The sequence below is a fragment of the Wansuia hejianensis genome (assembly GCF_014337215.1).
In the GTDB taxonomy this organism is placed as follows: Bacteria; Bacillota; Clostridia; order Lachnospirales; family Lachnospiraceae; genus Scatomonas; species Scatomonas hejianensis.
The window spans coordinates 788,075-810,030 of record NZ_CP060635.1 but is presented as its reverse complement, the minus strand read 5'-3'; the positions used below and the strand labels follow the sequence as shown (position 1 = coordinate 810,030).

The window sequence follows — 21,956 nt, the reverse complement described above, 5'->3', positions numbered from 1 at the left end:
GGTGACGGACAAAATGAGCACAGGCATTATTAAAAAGGTAGCAGGCCCGCTGGTGATCGCCGAAGGGATGCGTGACGCCAACATGTTTGACGTGGTGCGGGTATCCGGACAGCGCCTGATCGGTGAAATCATAGAGATGCACGGGGACCAGGCATCCGTACAGGTGTATGAGGAAACCTCCGGGCTGGGGCCGGGTGAACCTGTAGAGTCCACCGGAATGCCCCTGAGCGTAGAACTTGGGCCCGGGCTGATTAAGAGTATCTATGACGGAATCCAGCGTCCCCTGGATGATATCATGAAGACCACCGGAAGCAATCTCCTAAAGCGGGGGGTAGAGGTCCCGGCGCTGAAAAGGGACCTGAAATGGCAGTTCATCCCGACAGCCCGTGCAGGGGATGAAGTGGAGGCCGGTGATATCATCGGTACAGTTCAGGAAACGCCCATTGTTTCCCATAAAATCATGGTTCCCTACGGGGTAAAGGGCAGGCTGGTATCCATTGAAGCAGGCAATTTCACCGTTGAAGAGACGGTCGCCTCTGTGGATACGGGAGATTCCGTCCGTGAAATCACTCTGATGCAGAAATGGCCGGTCCGCTCCGGCCGCCCCTATAAGGAAAAGCTTCCGCCCGATATGCCTCTTATCACAGGCCAGCGAGTGGTAGACACCCTGTTCCCCATCGCTAAGGGAGGCGTCGCAGCCGTACCCGGACCTTTTGGTTCCGGAAAAACGGTAATCCAGCATCAGCTGGCTAAATGGGCAGAGGCTGATATCGTCGTCTACATTGGCTGCGGTGAGCGCGGCAATGAGATGACTGACGTGCTGAATGAATTTCCTGAGCTGAAAGACCCCAAAACAGGTTATTCCCTCATGGAACGTACCGTTTTAATCGCCAACACCTCGGACATGCCTGTGGCGGCCCGCGAGGCTTCCATCTATACCGGAATCACCATTGCCGAATATTTTCGTGACATGGGCTATTCCGTAGCCCTGATGGCAGACTCCACCTCCCGCTGGGCTGAGGCGCTGAGAGAGATGTCTGGACGACTCCAGGAAATGCCCGGTGAAGAAGGTTATCCCGCCTATCTGGGCAGCCGGCTGGCACAGTTCTACGAGCGGGCAGGCCGCGTCATTTCCCTCGGTTCAGAGGGACGTGAGGGCGCTCTGTCTGTCATCGGCGCAGTGTCGCCCGCCGGAGGAGATATCTCGGAGCCTGTCTCCCAGGCCACCCTGCGGATTGTGAAGGTATTCTGGAGCCTGGATTCCTCCCTGGCCTATAAGCGGCATTTCCCGGCAATTAACTGGCTGACCAGCTATTCCCTGTATGTGGACAATATGGCAGCCTGGTTTAATTCCCATGTGCACGAGGACTGGATGGAATGCCGGACCCGCCTCATGGCTCTGCTGCAGGATGAAGCGGAGCTTCAGGAAATCGTCCAGCTGGTCGGCATAGACGCCCTGTCCGCTCCCGACCGTCTGAAGCTGGAAGCCGCCCGGTCAATCAGGGAAGATTTCCTGCATCAGAATTCTTTCCACGAGGTTGATACCTACACGCCTCTGGAAAAACAATACCTGATGATGAAGCTGGTACTCGCCTTTTACGACAACTGCAGATCGGCCCTGGACCAGGGCGCCGGCGTGGAGGCCCTCGTAAGGCTTGAAGTCCGGGAACAGATCGGACGCTTCAAATATATCCACGACACGGACCTGGAAGATGCCTACGAGCGAATCATGAAAGAACTGGCTGCCGAACTGGCAAATCTGGCTGTAGAGGAGGACGGAACAAATGCCTAAAGAATACAGAACCATACAGGAAGTCGCCGGCCCTCTGATGATGGTCACCGGCGTGGAAAACGTCACCTATGACGAACTGGGTGAAATCATACTGGCCGACGGGGAAACCCGCCGCTGCAAGGTGCTGGAGATCAATGGCACCAATGCTCTGGTACAGCTCTTTGACAGTTCCACAGGCATCAACCTCTCCAACAGCCGGGTACGTTTTCTCGGCCGAGGCATGGAGATGGGCGTGTCTGAAGACATGCTGGGCCGGGTTTTCGACGGATTAGGCCGTCCTATCGACGGCGGCCCCGATATCCTTCCGAACGCCCGCATGGACATCAACGGGCTGGCGATGAATCCCGCCGCCCGCAATTACCCGCAGGAATTCATACAGACCGGCATCTCAGCCATCGACGGTCTGAACACCCTGGTACGGGGCCAGAAGCTGCCGATCTTCTCGGCCAGCGGCCTGCCCCACGCACAGCTTGCGGCACAGATTGCCCGGCAGGCAAAGGTACGCGGCACCTCGGAACCCTTTGCGGTTGTCTTTGCCGCCATGGGCATCACTTTTGAGGAATCTAATTTCTTTGTGCAGAGCTTCAAAGAAACGGGAGCCATCGACCGGACCGTCATGTTTGTCAATCTGGCCAACGATCCGGCCGTGGAGCGGATTGCCACACCTCGTATGGCCCTGACCGCCGCAGAATATCTGGCTTTTGATAAGGATATGCACGTGCTGGTTATACTGACAGACATCACCAATTATGCCGACGCCCTTCGGGAAATCTCAGCCGCCCGGAAAGAAGTTCCCGGCCGCCGCGGCTATCCCGGCTACATGTACACAGATCTGGCCAGCCTGTATGAGCGCGCCGGACGACAGAAGGGAAAAAACGGTTCTATCACAATGATCCCGATCCTGACAATGCCTGAGGATGACAAAACGCATCCAATCCCGGATCTGACAGGCTACATCACCGAGGGGCAGATCATCCTAAGCCGTGATCTGTACCGGAAGAACGTCACTCCTCCCATTGATGTCCTGCCCAGCCTCTCCCGTCTGAAGGACAAGGGAATCGGCGAAGGCAAGACCCGGGCCGACCATTCCAACACTCTGAACCAGCTATTCGCCGCCTACGCCCGCGGCAAAGAGGCAAAAGAGCTGATGGTAGTCCTGGGCGAAGCCGCCCTGACTGATATGGATAAGCTGTACGCAGAGTTTGCCGACGCTTTCGAGACTGAATACGTCTCCCAGGGCTATCACACAGACCGTTCCATAGAAGAAACTCTGACAATCGGCTGGAAGCTGCTCTCTATCCTGCCCCGCTCAGAGCTGAAACGTATCGACGATCAATATCTTGACCTGTATTATGGACGTTAAAGGAGGGATTCTGTATGGCATCTACCCAGATCAATCCCACACGGATGGAATTAACCCGGCAGAAAAAAAAGCTGGCCACCGCAACACGGGGCCATAAGCTCCTGAAGGATAAGCGGGACGAGCTGATGCGCCAGTTTCTGGACCTGGTCCGCGAGAACAAGGCCCTCCGCCAGAAGGTGGAGGCCGGCCTGGCTGCCGCCAACAAGAACTTCGTTCTGGCCAAGGCCGCCACCTCCGACCAGGTACTGAACACCGCCCTGCTGGCCCCCAGACAGGAGGTCAGCCTGGATACGGAGACCAGAAATGTCATGAGCGTGGAAATCCCCGTCTTCCGCTGCAAAACCCGGACGGCCGATCCGGCCGATATCTACAGCTACGGCTTCGCATTCACCTCCTCCGACCTGGACGGCGCCGTCCGTTCTCTGGCTGAATTACTCCCGGATATGCTCCGCCTGGCAGAAGTGGAAAAATCCTGCCAGCTCATGGCCGCCGAGATCGAGAAGACCCGGCGCCGCGTCAACGCCCTGGAACATGTGATGATTCCCGCCGCCCAGGAGAAGATTAAATATATCTCCATGAAGCTGGATGAAAATGAACGGAGCACACAGATCCGGCTCATGAAAGTTAAGGACATGATGCTGGAAGAAGCGCGCCAGGAACGAATCAGAGAAGATGCGGAGCAGGGCATCATCATAGGGTGAGCTTCCAATTTGGCGAGGAGGGGGAGGAGTTTTTGGGTACCCGGACGAAAGGCTGGCGGGGACCCCTCCCCCTCTCGCCACCCCTACATTTGTTCCTGAAAATTGTTTCTGAATTTTACGGCTGCATCAGATAGATATGCTCCCTTTTTCTGAATCAACGTTATTCTTGTCTTTACCTGAGCATCCGCCAGACATTTGACTGATATTCCTTCCGGACGGATGGCTGCACATGCGGATGCGGGGACGATTGCTGTCCCATATCCACAGTCCGCCCAGGCCAAGCTGGTGCGCACGTCGTCGCAGACGCAGTAGTATTCTGGCACCGGCACCCCTGCCTCGCGAAAGCTGTGATTCAGGATCGCTTCCCATCTCCGGTAGATGATCAGCGGCATTTCTGCAAGGGACGCCATGGATATTTCCGGGGCTTCAGGGTCCTGGAAATACTGTATTTTCCCGACAGCGGCCATTGTCTCTTCTTCCAGAAAGACACAATCGTAATTCTCATCTGCAAAAGGCGTTCTGACAAATGCCAGTTCTATCCTGTCTTCTTTCATCCAGTCTAAAAGCTGGTAGGTATTTCCCTCATAAATACGAAAATCAATATGGGGATACTTTTCTCTGAAGGGAAACATTTTTTCCAGCACATAGGGCACCTCCGAAGAGGAAACCATGCCTATCCTCAGGCTTCCACGGTTTTCATTTTCAAATTGCTGTAAATCTTTTACCGCCCGTTCTGAAAGATCCAGAATATTTTGGGCATGCTGATAAAAGAGCCTGCCTGCATCTGTCAGCGTCACGCTTCTGGAACCACGCACAAACAGACGCGCACGGAGTTCCTCCTCCAGAAGGTGAAGCTGCTGGGACAACGGCGGCTGCGAGATGTGCAGGACTCTGGCCGCCGCTGAAATACTCCCCTCGTCCGCAATCGTTACAAAATATTTCATCTGCTTTAAATTCATGACCGCCTCCCTGATGATCAATGACCAGTTATATACTTTTTGCATATATCATATATACATATTTAATATTTTTCATATGAATCTTATTATGGTATACTTTGTGAAAAAGTGCAAGCAATTTTTTTGTGGAGGAATCAATGAAACGACTTTTAGGCTATCTGAGAAAAAATTTAAAAGAAACAATCCTGGCCCCCCTTTTTAAAATGCTGGAGGCCAGTTTTGAGCTGGCAATCCCCCTTGTGGTAGCCCGGATGATCGATGTCGGAATCGGCAGCCGGGATACCCGTTACATTCTGAAGATGGGAGGCCTGATGATACTGCTGGGCATCATCGGTTTTATCAGCGCGCTGACGGCTCAATATTTTGCTGCCAAGGCAGCAGTCACTGCCGGAACGTCCATGCGGAATGACCTGTTTGGACATATCGGCACTCTTTCTTACCGGGAGATTGATACGGCAGGCACCTCAACCCTGATCACCCGGATGACTAGTGATATCAATCAGGTACAGAACGGCGTTAACATGTTTCTCCGCCTATTCCTGCGCTCACCCTTCGTGGTCCTGGGTGCCATGGTTATGGCTTTTACCGTGGATACGAAGACAGCTCTTTCTTTCGCCCTGGCAATACCTGTTCTTTTTGCGGTAATTTTCGTAATATTGCTGGTCAGCATGCCTCTGTATCAGAAGGTACAGAAGCAATTGGACCGTGTGCTACTGAAAACCCGCGAAAACCTTCTGGGCGTCCGTGTAGTACGTGCCTTTAACCGCCAGAAGGACGAAATGGAATCCTTTGACCAGGAGAATGCCGGATTGTACCGTAAACAGGTTTTTGTCGGCAAAATATCGGCTCTTCTGAATCCGCTGACTTATATTATTATCAATCTGGGCATCGTAGCCATTCTGTGGATCGGCGGAGACCAGGTGTTTGCGGGCCGCCTCTCACAGGGGCAGGTGATTGCCCTGATCAACTATATGTCTCAGATCCTGGTAGAGCTGATTAAGCTGGCTAACCTGATCATACTTATGTCCAGGGCCGCTGCCAGCCTGAAACGAGTAAACAACGTATTTGACATGCACAGCACACTCCGCGACGGCAGCCAGCCCTTTACCTCTGAGGGAGGCGCCCGTATTTCCTTTCACGGGGTTTCCTTCACTTACGCGGGAGCTAAAGAGCCTTCTCTGTCAAACATCACCTTCACCGCTGAGCCGGGCCAGACCATCGGGATTATCGGCGGCACCGGCTCCGGAAAAACAACGCTCGTCAATCTGATTCCGCGTTTTTACGATACCACCGGGGGCACAGTCACCGTCAACGGCCGGGACGTCAGACAATACCAATTTGACTCGCTGCGTGAACACATCGGCGTCGTTCCCCAGAAAGCCGCCCTCTTCCGTGGAACGCTGCGCACAAATCTGCTGTGGGGCAAGGAGGATGCCACTGACGCGGAAATTTATGAAGCCCTGGACGCCGCCCAGGCCAGGGAATTCGTGGATCATAAGCAGCAGGGCCTCGGACTGCTCATCGACCAGGGCGGCCGGAACCTGTCCGGCGGGCAGAAGCAGCGGCTGACGATCGCACGCGCGCTGGTCCGCCGCCCTTCTGTCCTGATACTGGATGACAGCGCTTCGGCCCTGGATTTCGCCACTGACGCCAGGCTTCGGAAAGCGATTCGTGAGACCACCGGAAAAACTACGGTATTCCTGGTTTCTCAACGGGTGGCCACAATTAAAAACGCCGATCAGATTCTGGTGCTGGACGACGGCCGTCTGGCCGGCATCGGAACCCACAAAGCTCTGTTAAATTCCTGTGGGGTTTACCGTGAAATCTGTGAATCCCAATTAACCCCGAAGGAGGTAGCCGCAGATGCGCAATAAAAATTCCAGAAATAACCGTGAAGTAATGAAACGCATTTTGGGCTGTATCCGCCCTTACTGGTTCCTGGTTCTCTTATCTCTCCTGCTGGCCGTCATCACCGTGGTCCTGACTCTCTATATCCCTATTCTGACAGGGCAGGCGGTGGATCTCATCGTCGGAAAGGGTGACGTCAATTTCACGGGCCTGCTGGCCGTCATTCGGAATATTGCCGTCGCAATCGCCGGGACAGCTGTTGCCCAGTGGTTCATGAACCATATCAATAATAAAATCACCTACCACATTGTGCAGGATCTGAGGACCCGGACCTTCCACCACCTGCAGGTGCTGCCTCTCTCTTACATTGACGCACATCCCGCAGGCGACCTGATCAGCCGGGTCATCACGGATATTGAACAGTTTTCCGACGGCCTTCTGATGGGCTTTACCCAGCTTTTTACAGGCGTGATCACTATTGTCGGAACGATCCTGTTCATGCTGTCCATCAATCTCTGGATCACTCTGGTGGTTGTGTGCCTGAGCCCACTTTCTTTTTTTATCGCGGGTTTCATATCCAAAAAGACCTTTACCATGTTCAAGAAGCAATCCGAAACACGCGGGGAACTCACAGGTCTGACCGATGAAATGCTGGGTAATCTGAAAGTTGTCCAGGCATTCGGCCATCAGGAAAAAGCTCAGGAAGAATTTGAAGAGATTAACAGCCGCCTGGCAGAATACAGCCTGAAAGCCACCTTCTTTTCTTCCATCACGAATCCGGCTACCCGCTTCATGTATGCAGCAATTTACGCCGGAGTGACGATTGCCGGATGTTTTACAGTTATTGGGGGCGGGCTAACCATCGGACAGCTGACGAGCTTTCTGAGCTATACCAACCAGTACACAAAGCCCTTTAATGAAATCACAGGCGTTATCACGGAACTGCAAAATTCACTTGCTTCTGCTGCCCGGGTTTTCCAACTGTTGGATGAGCCTGCACTCTTAAAGGATGTACCTGGCGCGCCAGCTCTTGAAAACGTTCAGGGCAAGGTTTCCCTGAACCAGGTATATTTCTCCTATCTGCCGGAAGTCCGGCTGATCGAGGATTTTAATCTCGACGTCTGTCCGGGCCAGAGAATCGCTATCGTAGGCCCCACCGGCTGCGGCAAAACCACCGTGATTAACCTGCTCATGCGTTTTTATGATGTTACCGGCGGTTCCATATCGGTGGATGGCTGCGATATCCGGGAAGTAACCCGCGAAAGCCTGCGTACCAACTATGGGATGGTTCTTCAGGAAACCTGGCTGAAATCAGGCACTATCCGTGAGAACATCGCCTATGGCAGTCCTGACGCTTCCGAAGAAGAAATCATCCAGGCTGCCAGAGAAGCCCATGCACACAGCTTTATCATGCGCATGCCTGACGGTTATGACACAGTCATCGGCGAGGATGGCGGCAGCCTGTCACAGGGCCAGAAACAGCTGCTCTGTATCGCCCGGGTAATGCTGAATCTTCCCCCCATGCTGATTCTGGACGAAGCGACCTCTTCTATCGATACAATGACAGAAATACGTATCCAAAAAGCTTTCGCCAAAATGATGAAAGGCCGCACCAGCTTTATCGTCGCGCACCGGCTCTCCACAATCCGGGAATCCGATGTGATACTGGTCATGAAGGACGGTCACATCATCGAACAGGGAACCCATGAATCCTTGCTGGAAAAAGGCGGCTTCTACGCCGAATTGTACAACAGCCAGTTCGCCCCTGCAGGATAAAGAAGAGCAACCCGCATCTGTTACTCTGGTAAATCTGATTTACCAAATATAAAAGCCTCAAAACCGCCAGACAGACTGGGGTTTTGAGGCTTTCCTCACTCTATATTCTGTCGTTCCTCAACCATACTGGTGCTCACCGGCTGGGCAGCCATGCTGTCCTTATTATGGCGCTGCTGTTCAAAATAAATACCGCTTCCCAGCAGCACCAGAAGCGCCGCAGCGACCGCTCCGGAAATACACACCTTGCGAATCCTCCGGACATTGCGCCTGTGAACCATCTGCCGGACAGCCAGAAGACCGGTACTGACTGCTTCTTTTAATCCCTCAGAAGTCTCAACGCCGCAGAGCTGTCTGACTTCCGCACTGATTCCTGCGGTGTCCTGACGCATCTCGTCCTTAGCCCGGTAAAGATAAGATTTAACCGCGCCTTCCGGAATATCCATCACATAAGCGATTTCAGAAATTTCCATTCCAGTGACGTGCTTCAGGTAGAGAGCGGTCAGGTACCTGTTTGGCTTCTGGTTGACACCGCCCTGCTGCAGTAGAATCCTCGTGATTTCCAGATGGAATTCCTCTGCCGTCTCCTGATTCTTTCCTTCACGAAATCCTCTGGCTACTGTCTCCTGTATGGTTTCAAGAGCCGCCGTTTCCTCTCCCTGGTAAAAGTAGGCAATACGATACAGATATTCCTGCTCTGCCTTGATTCTCTGACTATACACTAATTCATTCAATCCCCTGTACCCCACTATCAGAATCTGTCTATGGTAACCCTTCGTGTTCCTTCTCTTTAGTATCTTAATATCTGATATTTCTCTGCTTCTAAAGCCATACTCCTGAGTGTCATAATGTATCCCCACAGGGCACCCCGCAATACAGGTCCCGTCAGGGGCATGAGTTGCGGGATACTCTGGAGTATACGTACACTGGTACTGAGATATCACATTTATCATACCACAAATCCTGTGAAATATCTTTAAACCTTTCTTAATAGTCACATTTTATAGCATATTTTTTAAATCAACGGCTCCTATTGTAATCCATAATTCTGTGATTGTCAAATCCTTTCTTTTGCCAGTTCCGGGCATATGCGGAGTTCCCCCTACCGTATGACCGCCGGGCGGTTTCAGTTCGGATCACTGGCCTGGCCGATAAACGCAGGCATGTGATTAATTTCAGCACAAACAGGAACGGGCGGTCTACGGTCATTGTCTTCTTTTCTATAAAGTGTGCAGAAAACAGGAAAGTGTTGCTTTGAACTGAAATTATTCCATTAGAAAAGAGAAGAACTGAAACACTTGCTCTTCAAATGCCTCTGACTCATCAGTTCTTCCCTTTTGTAATGTATATAAATCGGAACTTTTGGATCTGTTGAAAAATCATTTCCAATACCCGTTTCCGAATATGCTTTTATTATATTATGAATATGTGACAGGAGTTTGACCACATTCTGAAACATTTCATAAGATTCTTAAGAAATCTTAAATTCCCATTATTTCCTATTCGTCCCTTTTATGTCAGAAGTTTCTGCACAGCTGTCCTGTCAAAGGTCACGGAAACGACATGTTCCACCTCAATCCGGTATAGCGCATTTGCCGCAAGATGCTCCGCAGCCTGTTCCAGATCGCGGATTCCCGTCGTATCGGCATATTGGCTGACAATCACATCTAAAGCCTCTCCGGTCACTATGCATTCGTCTTCCCGCAGCCCCATGCGGCCAAGAACTTTAGGCAGAGCATACCTCGAGAAGATAATCTTCTTTTCCTCCTCCGTATAATCCGGAATGTCTATCACTGCGAACCTGGACATGAGCGGGGCGCTGATCTGGCTCTTATCATTGGCGGTTGCGATGGGATAGACGCCCACCGTTGGAACCATGCATTCAATGTAATTATCTGTGAAGCCCAGATTATCCAGAAGCGTCAGCAGCACGTCTGCCGGATTTCCGCTCCCTTTACCGGCTGCCGCCTTATCCAGCTCATTGATGATAAACACCAGATTGGACTCTCCCGCCATAGAGAAAGCATCCATGATAATCCCCGGCTTCGCGTTGGCATAGATGCGGGAGCTTCCGGTCAGCTGTTCCGGGTCATTGATGGAGCTCATATCCAGCGTTGTCCAGGGAAGCTTCAGAATACGGGCTACCGCATAAGCGATCTGGGATTTACCGGTTCCTGCCGGACCCACCAGCAGAAGTCCATAAGCCGGAAGGGTATGAGTGCGGTTAATCTGTATGATCGTTTCAATAATCCTCTGTTTTACCCGCTCCATGCCATAGAGTTCCTCATCCAGAATCCTGCGGGCTTCTTCCGGATCTATCGCTTCAAAATAGTTGCTTTTCCACTGAATATTCATCATAATAGACAGCGCCCGCTGGGCATGGCGCCTCTCTTCCGGTGAAACCTCATTGGAACGGGCAACTGCCAGATTCCTCCTGGCCCAAAGACGGATATTGTCCGGCATCGTCCTTCCGGCGCAGGTCATGAAATCCGTAATGCTCTGTATGCTTGTCAGCTTCATGCCGTCCCCGTCTTCTTCATGGTCCTCATCCTCCGGCCTGTCCTCCGGGGCACTGCTGGCCAGCAGCCGTTCAATCATAAACTGCAGAAATCCGTCCTCAGCAGATAGCTTCGTCCCGCCTCCAAACGCGGTCTCGCGGATTCGGTAGACCGCATACCCATCTTCCCGGTTCCCGCCAGAAAGGCGCACGTTAATATGGTTTTCCCCCAGCCATTTAATCAGGCTCACAAAACGCGCGTCCACCTGCAGGATATCTGCACTGACCGTCCCATCCTCTTCTTTAAATTCAAAAGCCGTCCGTTTGCTCTGATTCATAAATACCCCGCAGGAATGATGTTTCCATTCCTTCCTCCGGTTGTCCAGAATTAAAATCGGCTGTTCCAGCGAAGTCTCCGCCGAATTCGACCGGAACGTAACATAAGTGCATTCTGCCTCTCTTTTTTCGTCCGCTGAATTGCTAAAATCAAATACCGGCATGATTCCTACTCCTTTTGATTGAGAAAAAGGCTGTCGCAGCACTGCAACAGCCTTTCAGTTTCCATTCAATTTGCACTGCCTCTCATGCCTGATTCTAAAACCGGGCATAGAAAATCGGGGTAACAGGATTCGAACCTGCGACCTCACGGCCCCCAGCCGTGCGCTCTAGCCAAACTGAGCCATACCCCGAAATATCAACAAAAGAAATTATACTATGAACTCATTAAATTGTAAAGTACTTTTTTCAATTTAAATAAACAAAAAATGTATGGATATGCTGCAGGATACTGAACACTGCCCCGGTTTCTTCAAAATCAGCACAAGCCACAGGCATATCCGCCGGTTTCTGCAATTGTCAAACAAATTTTTCAATTATTTTTGCAACATATCTTAAATATTTTGACACCTGTTAATATATCCCGAAAGATCCACAAACCCATGCCTCTGAAGATCCGGTGGCAGGATGTCCTTGTGTATCAAATCTTCATTCATTGATCAATCTAAAAGGAGGAGTTTGTCATGAAAAAGAATCTGAAAATTATTCTAGCCCTGTTAATCGCCATCCTCTGTCTGTTTTCCGCCTGCGGAGGCCCATACAAAAGCACCACGGAAGCCCGGACTTCAACCGCCCGGGACGCCGGCAGATCTGCCTCCGGCTACGGATCGGAAAAATCTGCGGTTCTGGAATCCTCCGGCGCTTCTGCTGCGGAAACCGATACCGGGTTCGCTTCTTCTGCTTCCGGTTCAACGGAAAGCTCCGGGCAGCCGGTCACTGATCCCACCCGCAAACTGGTAAAATATCAATACCTTACCATGGAAACCAAAGAATTCGACAATCTGAATTCCTGGATTCAGGAGCATGTAAAATCCGCCGGCGGATACATAGAAAATTCCAGCGTATCCGGCACCTCTGCCTCCTCTATCAGCACACGCAATGCCAGCTATGTCATCCGCATCCCGGCCGACATCATGGACACCTTCATAACAGAGCTTCAGGGAGAAGGAACTGTCACCTACCGTTCCGAAAATGTAGAAGATGTAACGCTGAACTATATGGACACAGAAAGCCACATCACCGCCCTGAAGACGGAGCAGGAAACACTCTTAAACATGCTCTCCCAATCCAGTGATTTGGAGACCCTGCTGGCCATCCAGGACCGTCTGACCGATATCCGCTATCAGCTAGAAAACTACGAATCCCAACTGCGCCTTTATGACAATGACATTGAATACAGCACAATCACACTGGATATCCGTGAGGTAGACCGTGAAACGGCCGTGGAAGGCGGAAGTTTCGGCAGTCAGCTGAAAGAACGCCTCTCCTCCAATTTTTACTCCCTGGGCAAGGGCCTCCAGTCATTCGCCCTCTGGTTCCTGGGAGCACTGCCATTCTGGCTCCTGCTGGCAGCACTCGCCGTAATAACCATCGTCATCATAAAGCTCATACGCAAAAAACGCACAAAAACAACTAATAACCGAACCAAAGCCATAGAACAGGAAGACAGACACCTGCCCCCCAAGTAAATTATGGTTTTGGCCTGGCTGCGCGAAAGCCATAACTGGACGCTCTGATAAGTTTCAGGGGAGCGGGCCTCAACAGCCCGCTCCCCTACAGATACAGCCGGTAACAGCGATCCAAGCTCTCTCACGGCCAAACCGAAATTATTCGTTCCCCGGGAATCTGGGAATCCCGTCGAAACCTGCCTGCAGATCTTCATCGGACGGAATATAATCGCTCATTTCTCCATTGTGGAATTTTTCATAGGCCACCATATCAAAATATCCTGTGCCGGTCAGACCGAAAAGAATTGTCTTTTCTTCACCGGTTTCCTTACATTTCAGCGCTTCGTCTATGGCGACACGGATCGCATGGCTGCTTTCCGGCGCCGGAAGGATTCCCTCAATTCTCGCGAATTGCTCGGCCGCCTCAAATACTGAAGTCTGCTCTACAGCCCTGGCTTCCATCAGGCCGTCGTGGTACAACTGTGACAGGGTGGAGCTCATGCCATGGAAGCGCAGCCCGCCTGCATGGTTGGCTGAAGGTATAAATCCGCTGCCGAGGGTATACATTTTGGCAAGTGGACAGATTTTTCCGGTGTCGCAGAAATCGTAGAGGAACTTACCTCTCGTAAAGCTCGGACAGGAGGCAGGCTCTACGGCGATGAAGTGATAATCTGCCTCTCCCCTCAGCATTTCACCCATGAAAGGTGAAATGAGACCGCCCAGATTAGAACCGCCGCCGGCGCATCCGATTATCACGTCCGGCTTAATTCCGTATTTATCCATGGCTGTCTTGGCCTCGAGTCCGATCACTGACTGGTGGAGCAGCACCTGGTTCAGCACGCTGCCCAGTACATAACGGTAGCCTTCATGGGATGTAGCCACCTCAACCGCTTCACTGATGGCACAGCCGAGGCTTCCGGTCGTTCCCGGGTGCTCCCTCAGTATTCTGCGGCCTACCTCTGTCGTCTCAGAGGGGGACGGCGTAACAGACGCGCCGTAGGTGCGCATCACTTCCCGGCGGAAAGGCTTCTGTTCGTAGGAAACCTTCACCATATAGACCTTGCAGTCCAGATCCAGATAAGCACAGGCCATAGAAAGAGCTGTGCCCCACTGTCCCGCGCCAGTCTCAGTCGTCACGCCTTTTAATCCCTGCTGTTTTGCATAGTAAGCCTGGGCGATTGCAGAATTCAGCTTATGGCTCCCGCTCGTATTATTTCCTTCAAATTTATAATAAATCTTGGCCGGGGTCTGCAGCTTTTTCTCCAGACAGTAGGCTCTCACCAGCGGTGAGGGACGGTACATCTTGTAAAAATTAACAATCTCCTCAGGAATGTCAATCCAGGCATCAGTATCATTCAATTCCTGCTGCACTAACTCATCACAGAACACCACGCCCAGCTCTTCCGCCGTCATGGGCTTCAGCGTTCCCGGATTCAGCAGCGGCGCCGGTTTATTTGCCATATCAGCCCGTACATTATACCATTTCTTTGGCATCTCACTCTCTTCCAGATAGATTTTATACGGGATCTCTTTGTTTGCCATCTCTTGTTCTCCTTTCATTACAGCTCTGTTCAGGCATAACTGCCATCCTGAATATTTTATCATGCTAAAGCGCCCCTGTCACGAAAAATTTACCAAATTCGTGCAACATACCACTTTTTCTGGTACACTTATAATAAACAGCACTTATGTCATGATAATGCCACATAGAAAATATTTAAGGAACACAAAGGAGGCCTCCATGAAAAAAACAGCTACCTATCTGATCCTCTATTCGTCAGCTCATTTTTTCATAGACTTCACCTGTGCCTATCTGATGTTCGCGCGGGTTTCCGGAAGCAGCCAGTTCGCTCTCATGCTCTTCTTCTATAATTTCTGCGCCTTCGCCCTTCAGATGCCATTAGGCCTTGTCACAGACCGTCTGAAGCGCTGCGGCAGCCTTTCGGCTGCAGGATGCCTGCTCCTGATCTTATCTCTGCTGCTGCCCTTCGGAGCTCTGCCTCTGACGCTGGCTGCCGGGCTGGGCAATGCTCTCTTCCACATTGGAGGAGGCACCGGCGTTCTGCGCTTTTACCCCGGACGCTGCACGGAACCGGGAATCTTTGTCTCTACGGGAGCGATCGGACTCTATTTCGGGACAATTGCAGGAAAACCCGCTTTTATGCCTGCCTGGATTCCTGCCCTTGTGATGGCCGCTCTTTTTTTCCTGCTGCTGTTTCAATCCGAGGAACGCGCTCCGGCAGAACCGGCAGTCGGGCGTCAGCCAAAGCGGCCGCCGTCCGCGCCGGATTCTGTGACAACGGCCCCTTCCATTGCCTTTCCCTTTATCTGCCTGATGCTGGTCGTTTGCATACGTTCCTATCTGGGACTGATTCTGAAATTTGACTGGAAATCTCAGACACCTTTTGGCCTGATCCTCATATTGGCAATTGTCTGCGGAAAAGCACTGGGCGGCGTCCTCTCCGACCGCTTCGGAAGCTGGCGGACCGTGCTCGTGTCACTGGGAGCCTCCGGCGTTCTGTTCCTTCTCTCAGGAAGCCCGCTGCCCGGCATCGCCGCGGTACTCCTGTTTAATATGACTATGCCCATCACTTTAACCGCCTTTGTCAGACTTCTTCCCGGACAGCAGGGCTTTTGCTTCGGCCTGTTAACCTTCGCGCTATTCCTCGGATTTCTGCCTGTAGCGCTCAACGCCGTACCGGGCGGGACGTCCATCGTCTTATATGCAGCCCTGGCATTCCTGTCACTGCTTTTGATGGCTGCTGCCTGGAAGAACAGGAGGTGGGACCGATAGATTTGTTTTATACCTTCGCAGTCTCATTTCTGCTCACTCTGGCGCTGGAATACCCGGCCGCCATCCTGTTCGGAATCAGGAACAGAAAAGACCTTCTATTACTGCTGCCGGTAAATCTTCTGACTAACCCGGCCGCGGTGGCGCTGGCCTTATTCCTGCGGCTGAACCTGGGACTGCCTGCGTTACCTGCACAGATATGCCTGGAAATCCCGGTCATCCTGGCCGAAGGCCTGCTTTACCGGCATTACGGCCAGGATCTCCCCCATCCATTGGCCTTTTCCCTGTGTGCTAACGGCTTTTCCTATACCATGGGGCTGTTGATTCAGACACTGTTCTAAACTCGGACCCTATGGTGAAAACTCATATCAATTTAGGAGGATAACTATGAATCTCAAAAAGAAATTTTCCCACATTATTCTGCTGTTTCCGGTATTTCTGCTGCTCCTGGCCGCCCCATTGACTGCCTGGGCAGACGTTATCTGGACACCGGAAAACAGTTTCTACGAATCCCATGAGAATGAATGTGAATACATTGACCGGCAGTACACGGCCAAAGCAGATACTTCACTGTATGAAGAGCCTTTAGCCCCAAAGGCCTCAGACACTTTGGAAGGCGGCGCCACCGTGTATGTTTCTTTTGTCTACCGTGATGAAGGCGGCCAGGAATGGGGCTACGCAGAACAATATTCTGCCAATCAGTCAGGCTGGGCGCGCATGTCTGATCTCACCCTGGTCTACGACAGCAAAGAATTTATGAAAGACCATCAGGCTGAGTTAAATGAAAATGCCTCAGAGACCCTTGAAGCAGGAGACACGTTCTACATCTGGACCTATCCGGAATCTGGAAAGAGAGACGACTCACTCTACACCCTAACTTCGGAGCTCACCTTCGATACTGCCTACACAGACTCCTCCGGCCGTCTCTGGGGGCACTGCGTTTACTGGCAGGCCATCAAAGATTTCTGGGTCTGTCTGTCCGCTCCCGGCAATCCGGACATCCCAGCCGCCGTAACTCCTCCCGCGACAGAACAACCCGCCGCGGAAACACCCGTCCAGCCTGAACAGACCCAGCCCGCCTCTACGTCTTCGGAACCGCCCGTTCCCACCGGCGAACCGGCGCCAAATACACCTCTGTCACGGCAGTCCTCCATCTCCTGGCCCCTGATCGTGCTGCCCATTGTCGGAGTCATCATTCTGACCTGCATCCTGTTGAAAATATTTTGGAAAAAGAAAGATTAAGCTTCAGGAAAAAAAGCAGAAATTATATAAAAGCCGGCCGGAATGAGAAGTTTTTCATTCCGGCCGGCTATATTCCGCTACGTCATTTCTGGTTGATATAATTAATCAGCCCTTCGGCTTTGATGATCTTCTGCATGAACTCCGGAAACGCCTGCCCCTTATACTGGGTTCCCTTCGTCCGGTCATAGATCATGCCGGAGTCAAAGTCTATCTCCACCTCGTCCCCTGCCTCAATCTCTCTTGCCGCCTCCGGGCATTCAATGATCGGGAGTCCGATGTTGATTGAATTCCGGTAAAAAATCCGCGCGAAGGTTTCCGCAATTACACAGCTCACCCCTGCCGCTTTGATGGCAATCGGTGCGTGCTCACGGGAAGAACCGCAGCCGAAATTCTTATTCGCAACAATGATGTCGCCCTTCTGCACCTTTTTCACGAAATTCCGGTCAATATCCTCCATACAGTGAGTGGCCAGCTCGGCGGGATCTGAGGAGTTCAGATATCTCGCCGGTATAATTACGTCTGTGTCCACATTGTCTCCGTATTTAAAAACTCTGCCTTTTGCCTGCATCCCTCTACCTCCTTACGCTTCCAGCTCTTCGGGTGAACTGATTTTACCGGTTACCGCACTGGCCGCCGCTACCGCCGGGCTGGCCAGATACACTTCCGAATCCACATGGCCCATGCGGCCGACAAAATTCCGGTTCGTGGTGGATATACAGCGTTCTCCGGCAGCCAGGATTCCCATATATCCTCCCAGGCATGGCCCACAGGTAGGCGTGCTCACCACCGCGCCGGCCTCAATGAAAATCTTCAGCAGCCCCTCTTCCATCGCTTGGAGATAAATCGCCTGGGTGGCAGGAATCACGATACAGCGGACGCCTTTCTTCACCCTGCGCCCCTTCAGGATCTCCGCCGCAGCCCTCAGGTCGTCCATCCGCCCGTTCGTGCAGGAACCGATGACGGACTGATCAATCTTCACATCCTCAGAGATCTCGTCAATAGTCTTCGTGTTCTCAGGCAGATGAGGAAGGGCAACCGTCGGCTTCAGCTGGCTCAGATCAATCGTATATTCTTCCTCATAGACCGCATCCGGGTCCGCCTCATAAATCTTGAATTCTCTCTGGGAATGCTCCTTCATATAGGCAATGGCCTGATCGTCCACAGAGAAGATCCCGTTCTTGCCGCCCGCTTCGATAGCCATATTCGCAATAGTAAAGCGGTCATCCATGGAAAGGCTGGCAACTCCCTCGCCTACAAATTCCATAGACTTATACAACGCGCCGTCCACCCCGATCATCCCTATAATGTGCAGGATTACGTCTTTTCCGCTGATCCACCTGGAAGGTTTGCCGACCAGACGGAACCGGATGGCAGAAGGCACTTTAAACCAGGCCTTTCCGGTCGCCATACCGGCCGCCATATCCGTACTTCCCACGCCGGTTGAAAACGCGCCCAAAGCGCCGTAGGTGCAGGTGTGGGAATCAGCGCCTATCACCACATCACCAGCCACCACAAGCCCTTTTTCGGGCAGCAGGGCGTGTTCAATCCCCATATCGCCAACATCAAAATAATTCGTAATCTCATGTTTACACGCAAATTCCCGGACACATTTGCAATGTTCTGCTGATTTGATATCCTTGTTGGGAATAAAATGATCCATCACCAGAGCAATCTTATCCTTATGGAACACATCCTTTTTTGCGAACTTTTCCATCTCATGAATCGCCACCGGGGAAGTAATATCATTTCCCAATACCAGATCCAGATCCGCTTCAATGAGCTGGCCTGCTTCTACATGATCCAGGCCGGCCGCCGCGGCCAGGATCTTCTGTGTCATTGTCATACCCATGTTTCCCATCCTCCTTACATGACTCTTTCTGTTGTAATTTTACCACACCTCGTGATATAATACCAATACATATAAATAATACTTATTATAACTCTAAATTATGTCCATTGCCGCACGCGACTATGTTAAGAAAGGAAATTCTAATGGATCAATATCTCCCTCTCTATCACATTTTCTACACTGCCGCCAAATGCGGCAATATCTCCCGGGCATCCCGAGAGCTCTACATCAGCCAGCCGGCCGTGAGCAAAGCGATCCGGAAGCTGGAGGAATCACTGAACACTACGCTGTTTAAAAGAAATTCCAGAGGCGTCTCCCTGACTGAGGACGGCGCTCTGCTCTTCCATCATGTACAGGACGCTTTCAGCTCGCTGGACACGGCTGAACAGCTTTTAGAGCGGAAACACAGTCTGGGCATCTCCCATCTTCGCATCGGCGTCAGCGCCATCATGTGCAAATACGTGCTCCTGCCGTATCTTCAGGATTTTATCCGCCTCTATCCCCATGTAAAAATTGCTATTTCCTGCCAGTCTACCTATCAGACTCTGGAGCTCCTGCAGGAACGGAAGGTAGATATTGGCCTCATCGGCAGCCCCAATTCACAGAAAGCTCTGGACTTCTTCCCTGTCCAGTCTATCCAGGACACCTTCGTGGCTTCGGAAACGTATCTAAACAACCTCTCTCTCCGCGAAAGTGATCCCAATCTCTTTCACACGGCCACCTTCATGATGCTCGACGAAGAAAATCTGTCCAGGCAATTTGTCAACGACTATTTTAAACTGCACGATATCGAGCTGAAAAACGTATTGGAGGTTTCTACCGTAGACCTCCTGATTGAATTCGCAAAGATCGGAATGGGCGCCGCCTGTGTGATCAAAGAATTTGTACGCCCGGAACTGGATAACCACGAGTTGATGGAGCTTCCCCTGGACATCCGTTTCCCTTCCCGTAAGGTCGGCTTTGCTGTCCTCAAAGAGAACAGGGAATTATACCCCGTCCGTGAATTTTTGGAGTTGACCCTCCAGTGAAATAAAAAGCAGCCAGAAGCTTTTGTTCAAGTTTCTGGCCGCCTATTAGCTTATGTTATTGCTGATGATCTCTATTAATTGTTGATCAGTTTGTCCTCATCACTCCAGCTATAGAGCTTACGTACTTCCTCACCAACGATCTCTGCCGGATGCTCGGATGCTTTTCTTCTCATCGCACGGAAATGAGCCTGTCCGCCTGCCGGCGACATATCCAGCAGGAAATCCTTCGCAAAGGTTCCGTCCTGGATATCTGCAAGGATCTTCTTCATGGTCTTCTTGGTCTCTTCAGTGATGATCTTCGGTCCTGTAATGTAGTCGCCGTATTCTGCAGTGTTCGAGATAGAGTATCTCATTCCTGAGAAGCCTGACTGATAGATCAGGTCAACGATCAGCTTCATCTCATGGATACATTCAAAATATGCATTTCTCGGATCATAGCCTGCCTCACAGAGGGTCTCAAAGCCCGCCTGCATCAGTGCGCAGACACCGCCGCAGAGTACAGCCTGCTCGCCAAAGAGATCTGTCTCTGTCTCTGTGCGGAAGGTGGTCTCCAGGACTCCTGCGCGCGCGCCGCCAATGCCCAGCGCATACGCCAGAGCCATATCCTGTGCTTTACCTGTATAATCCTGCTCTACGGCTACCAGGCAGGGAACGCCCTTGCCCACTTCATACTCGCTTCTAACTGTGTGTCCCGGTCCCTTCGGCGCGATCATGGTGACATCCACGAACTTGGGCGGAACAATCTGGCCGAAGTGGATGGCAAAGCCATGGGCGAACATCAGCATGTTGCCCTCTTCCAGGTTCGGTTCAATATCTCTCTTATACATGGCAGCCTGCTTCTCATCGTTGATCAGGATCATGATGATATCAGCCTGCTTTGCCGCCTCCGCGGCGGTATACACTTTAAATCCCTGTGCCTCTGCCTTTGCCCAGGACTTGCTTCCCTCATAAAGCCCGATGATCACATCGCAGCCGGAATCCTTCAGATTCAACGCGTGTGCATGTCCCTGGCTGCCATAACCGATAATGGCTATTTTCTTTCCTTCCAGTAATGAAAGGTTACAGTCTTCCTGGTAAAAAATCTTTGCTGCCATTTTGCATTTCCTCCACTTAATAAAATATATTGGTTAAAGGGCTCCCGCCCCCTAGCTCACGTCATCATCCCCTGCCATCACAGGTAGCGGACGTCATCCTTCCCCCTGGATAATCCAGTGATCCCGGTTCTGGCCAGCTCCAGTATCTCATAGCCCTGAAGCAGGTTCAGGAATGCATCCAGTTTATTCTGGGCCCCTGTCAGCTCTACGATCAGGGATTCCATCCCCACATCCACAATCTTAGCGCGGAAAATATCCGCTACAGATATGACATTCTGCCTCGTCTGCGCATCCGCCTTCACCTTCACAAGAATCAATTCACGGTTCACGCTTTCATCCGGCTTCAGCACCTTGATGTCTCTGACATCCACCAGCTTCTCCAGCTGCCGGGTAATCTGTTCCAGCACCAGGTCATCCCCGCTGGCCACCACTGTCATCCTGGAATACATCGGGTCTGCCGTCACTCCCACCGTCAGGCTGTCGATATTGTAGCCCCTGCGGCTGAACAGTCCTGCTACACGGCTCAGTACACCTGAAGTATTATCTACAAGAATTGATAAAATTCTCTGCTTCATATCACAACCAACTTTCCTGTTAATAAGCGATTAACATTTTTCTTATTTATTCTACACTTGAATAATTTGTTTGTCAAATAAAATGCGCACGAAAAAATCGGATATTTACGGCACATCACGCAAATACATAAATATCCGTCAAAAGAAACGTCTTCAGACATATCACAAAAAGGCGGAAAGCAGCATCGCCGCTTTCCGCCTCCAGTCATCGGGTTTCGTAGCTTTTTCAATCTCTGGAATCCGCAAGCCTTCCATAAAATGTGATCAGATACAGTCCGCAGATACCTACAAGCGCGTAAATGATCCTTGAAAGCCAGCTCATTCCTCCGAACAGAAATGCAACCAGGTTAAAGTTAAAAAATCCTACCAGTCCCCAGTTAATGGCCCCTATTATAACGATTGTCAAAGCAATACAATTTAATACTCTCATTTTGCACCATC

The 21,956-nt window shown here is 51.5% G+C and carries 19 protein-coding genes and 1 tRNA gene; 10 read left to right on the top strand and 10 right to left on the bottom strand.

The window, feature by feature from the left end; translation table 11 throughout:
• The first annotated feature begins 13 nt into the window (after window positions 1-13).
• The 3 genes from H9Q79_RS03780 to H9Q79_RS03770 are packed head-to-tail and all read left to right on the top strand — an operon-like array spanning window position 14 to window position 3,856.
• A complete protein-coding gene (locus H9Q79_RS03780; RefSeq protein ID WP_118642812.1) occupies window positions 14-1,792 on the top strand; it encodes a V-type ATP synthase subunit A in 1,779 nt (592 codons plus the stop codon).
• Window positions 1,785-3,155 (top strand): V-type ATP synthase subunit B, encoded by a 1,371-nt coding sequence (locus H9Q79_RS03775; RefSeq protein WP_118642595.1) that lies wholly within the window; start codon window positions 1,785-1,787, stop codon window positions 3,153-3,155. Before H9Q79_RS03780 ends, H9Q79_RS03775 begins: the two co-directional genes overlap by 8 nt.
• Window positions 3,156-3,169: 14 nt before the next feature.
• Window positions 3,170-3,856: a V-type ATP synthase subunit D gene (locus H9Q79_RS03770; RefSeq protein WP_118642593.1), complete on the top strand. Its 687-nt coding sequence runs from the start codon at window positions 3,170-3,172 to the stop codon at window positions 3,854-3,856.
• A gap of 83 nt (window positions 3,857-3,939) precedes the next feature.
• On the opposite strand, the gene H9Q79_RS03765 is transcribed toward H9Q79_RS03770, so the two are convergent.
• Window positions 3,940-4,815, bottom strand: a complete 876-nt coding sequence (locus H9Q79_RS03765; RefSeq protein ID WP_249329214.1) for a LysR family transcriptional regulator — start codon at window positions 4,813-4,815, stop codon at window positions 3,940-3,942.
• Between the two features lie 137 nt (window positions 4,816-4,952).
• Here H9Q79_RS03765 and H9Q79_RS03760 point away from each other — a divergent pair, with 137 nt between their 5' ends.
• Window positions 4,953-6,689, top strand: a complete 1,737-nt coding sequence (locus H9Q79_RS03760; RefSeq protein WP_249329213.1) for an ABC transporter ATP-binding protein — start codon at window positions 4,953-4,955, stop codon at window positions 6,687-6,689.
• Window positions 6,679-8,439 (top strand): ABC transporter ATP-binding protein, encoded by a 1,761-nt coding sequence (locus H9Q79_RS03755; protein ID WP_249329212.1) that lies wholly within the window; start codon window positions 6,679-6,681, stop codon window positions 8,437-8,439. The genes H9Q79_RS03760 and H9Q79_RS03755 overlap by 11 nt, the downstream gene beginning before the upstream one ends.
• Before the next feature lie 95 nt (window positions 8,440-8,534).
• On the opposite strand, the gene H9Q79_RS03750 is transcribed toward H9Q79_RS03755, so the two are convergent.
• The 3 genes from H9Q79_RS03750 to H9Q79_RS03740 all read right to left on the bottom strand — a co-directional run bounded on the left by H9Q79_RS03750 (window position 8,535) and on the right by H9Q79_RS03740 (window position 11,622).
• Window positions 8,535-9,389 carry an RNA polymerase sigma factor gene (locus tag H9Q79_RS03750; protein ID WP_118642589.1) on the bottom strand — a complete coding sequence of 285 codons (855 nt, stop codon included), beginning with the start codon at window positions 9,387-9,389 and terminating at the stop codon, window positions 8,535-8,537.
• 559 nt (window positions 9,390-9,948) lie between these two features.
• A complete protein-coding gene (locus tag H9Q79_RS03745) occupies window positions 9,949-11,433 on the bottom strand; it encodes an AAA family ATPase (RefSeq protein ID WP_118642585.1) in 1,485 nt (494 codons plus the stop codon).
• 114 nt (window positions 11,434-11,547) lie between these two features.
• Window positions 11,548-11,622: transfer RNA gene (locus H9Q79_RS03740), tRNA-Pro, on the bottom strand.
• Window positions 11,623-11,952: 330 nt separating this feature from the next.
• Here H9Q79_RS03740 and H9Q79_RS03735 point away from each other — a divergent pair.
• Entirely contained in the window at window positions 11,953-12,957 is a 1,005-nt protein-coding gene (locus H9Q79_RS03735; protein WP_118642583.1) for a DUF4349 domain-containing protein, read from the top strand.
• Window positions 12,958-13,095: 138 nt separating this feature from the next.
• Here the strand turns inward: H9Q79_RS03735 and H9Q79_RS03730 are convergent, their stop codons facing one another.
• A complete protein-coding gene (locus H9Q79_RS03730) occupies window positions 13,096-14,478 on the bottom strand; it encodes a TrpB-like pyridoxal phosphate-dependent enzyme (RefSeq protein ID WP_118642810.1) in 1,383 nt (460 codons plus the stop codon).
• Window positions 14,479-14,677: 199 nt separating this feature from the next.
• On the opposite strand from H9Q79_RS03730, the gene H9Q79_RS03725 reads away from it, so the two are divergent.
• The 3 genes from H9Q79_RS03725 to H9Q79_RS03715 are packed head-to-tail and all read left to right on the top strand — an operon-like array spanning window position 14,678 to window position 16,969.
• A complete protein-coding gene (locus tag H9Q79_RS03725; protein ID WP_118642581.1) occupies window positions 14,678-15,730 on the top strand; it encodes an MFS transporter in 1,053 nt (350 codons plus the stop codon).
• Entirely contained in the window at window positions 15,718-16,068 is a 351-nt protein-coding gene (locus tag H9Q79_RS03720) for a hypothetical protein (RefSeq protein WP_147371400.1), read from the top strand. Before H9Q79_RS03725 ends, H9Q79_RS03720 begins: the two co-directional genes overlap by 13 nt.
• A 46-nt stretch (window positions 16,069-16,114) precedes the next feature.
• Complete coding sequence (locus H9Q79_RS03715) at window positions 16,115-16,969, top strand: hypothetical protein (RefSeq protein ID WP_118642577.1); 855 nt, start codon at window positions 16,115-16,117, stop codon at window positions 16,967-16,969.
• A gap of 82 nt (window positions 16,970-17,051) precedes the next feature.
• Here H9Q79_RS03715 and leuD read toward each other — a convergent pair whose 3' ends face one another.
• Together leuD and leuC are read right to left on the bottom strand one after the other, a co-directional pair.
• Entirely contained in the window at window positions 17,052-17,537 is a 486-nt protein-coding gene (gene leuD, locus H9Q79_RS03710) for a 3-isopropylmalate dehydratase small subunit (RefSeq protein WP_118642575.1), read from the bottom strand.
• Window positions 17,538-17,549: 12 nt separating this feature from the next.
• Entirely contained in the window at window positions 17,550-18,818 is a 1,269-nt protein-coding gene (leuC, locus tag H9Q79_RS03705) for a 3-isopropylmalate dehydratase large subunit (protein ID WP_118642573.1), read from the bottom strand.
• A gap of 143 nt (window positions 18,819-18,961) precedes the next feature.
• Here leuC and H9Q79_RS03700 point away from each other — a divergent pair, with 143 nt between their 5' ends.
• Complete coding sequence (locus tag H9Q79_RS03700) at window positions 18,962-19,846, top strand: LysR family transcriptional regulator (protein ID WP_118642571.1); 885 nt, start codon at window positions 18,962-18,964, stop codon at window positions 19,844-19,846.
• Window positions 19,847-19,920: 74 nt separating this feature from the next.
• Here H9Q79_RS03700 and ilvC read toward each other — a convergent pair whose 3' ends face one another.
• The 3 genes from ilvC to H9Q79_RS03685 form a co-directional block, all read right to left on the bottom strand.
• Window positions 19,921-20,940, bottom strand: a complete 1,020-nt coding sequence (gene ilvC, locus H9Q79_RS03695) for a ketol-acid reductoisomerase (protein ID WP_118642569.1) — start codon at window positions 20,938-20,940, stop codon at window positions 19,921-19,923.
• Window positions 20,941-21,017: 77 nt separating this feature from the next.
• Entirely contained in the window at window positions 21,018-21,515 is a 498-nt protein-coding gene (ilvN, locus tag H9Q79_RS03690; RefSeq protein WP_118642567.1) for an acetolactate synthase small subunit, read from the bottom strand.
• Between the two features lie 226 nt (window positions 21,516-21,741).
• Window positions 21,742-21,945: a DUF378 domain-containing protein gene (locus tag H9Q79_RS03685; protein WP_118642565.1), complete on the bottom strand. Its 204-nt coding sequence runs from the start codon at window positions 21,943-21,945 to the stop codon at window positions 21,742-21,744.
• Window positions 21,946-21,956: the final 11 nt, after the last annotated feature.

Coding starts and splice junctions, on each gene's coding strand:
- H9Q79_RS03780 (WP_118642812.1), top strand. CDS start 14: ATGAGCACAGGCATTATTAAAAAGGTAGCAGGCCCGCTGGTGATCGCC.
- H9Q79_RS03775 (WP_118642595.1), top strand. CDS start 1,785: ATGCCTAAAGAATACAGAACCATACAGGAAGTCGCCGGCCCTCTGATG.
- H9Q79_RS03770 (WP_118642593.1), top strand. CDS start 3,170: ATGGCATCTACCCAGATCAATCCCACACGGATGGAATTAACCCGGCAG.
- H9Q79_RS03765 (WP_249329214.1), bottom strand. CDS start 4,815: ATGAATTTAAAGCAGATGAAATATTTTGTAACGATTGCGGACGAGGGG.
- H9Q79_RS03760 (WP_249329213.1), top strand. CDS start 4,953: ATGAAACGACTTTTAGGCTATCTGAGAAAAAATTTAAAAGAAACAATC.
- H9Q79_RS03755 (WP_249329212.1), top strand. CDS start 6,679: ATGCGCAATAAAAATTCCAGAAATAACCGTGAAGTAATGAAACGCATT.
- H9Q79_RS03750 (WP_118642589.1), bottom strand. CDS start 9,389: ATGATAAATGTGATATCTCAGTACCAGTGTACGTATACTCCAGAGTAT.
- H9Q79_RS03745 (WP_118642585.1), bottom strand. CDS start 11,433: ATGCCGGTATTTGATTTTAGCAATTCAGCGGACGAAAAAAGAGAGGCA.
- H9Q79_RS03735 (WP_118642583.1), top strand. CDS start 11,953: ATGAAAAAGAATCTGAAAATTATTCTAGCCCTGTTAATCGCCATCCTC.
- H9Q79_RS03730 (WP_118642810.1), bottom strand. CDS start 14,478: ATGGCAAACAAAGAGATCCCGTATAAAATCTATCTGGAAGAGAGTGAG.
- H9Q79_RS03725 (WP_118642581.1), top strand. CDS start 14,678: ATGAAAAAAACAGCTACCTATCTGATCCTCTATTCGTCAGCTCATTTT.
- H9Q79_RS03715 (WP_118642577.1), top strand. CDS start 16,115: ATGAATCTCAAAAAGAAATTTTCCCACATTATTCTGCTGTTTCCGGTA.
- leuD (WP_118642575.1), bottom strand. CDS start 17,537: ATGCAGGCAAAAGGCAGAGTTTTTAAATACGGAGACAATGTGGACACA.
- leuC (WP_118642573.1), bottom strand. CDS start 18,818: ATGGGTATGACAATGACACAGAAGATCCTGGCCGCGGCGGCCGGCCTG.
- H9Q79_RS03700 (WP_118642571.1), top strand. CDS start 18,962: ATGGATCAATATCTCCCTCTCTATCACATTTTCTACACTGCCGCCAAA.
- ilvC (WP_118642569.1), bottom strand. CDS start 20,940: ATGGCAGCAAAGATTTTTTACCAGGAAGACTGTAACCTTTCATTACTG.
- ilvN (WP_118642567.1), bottom strand. CDS start 21,515: ATGAAGCAGAGAATTTTATCAATTCTTGTAGATAATACTTCAGGTGTA.
- H9Q79_RS03685 (WP_118642565.1), bottom strand. CDS start 21,945: ATGAGAGTATTAAATTGTATTGCTTTGACAATCGTTATAATAGGGGCC.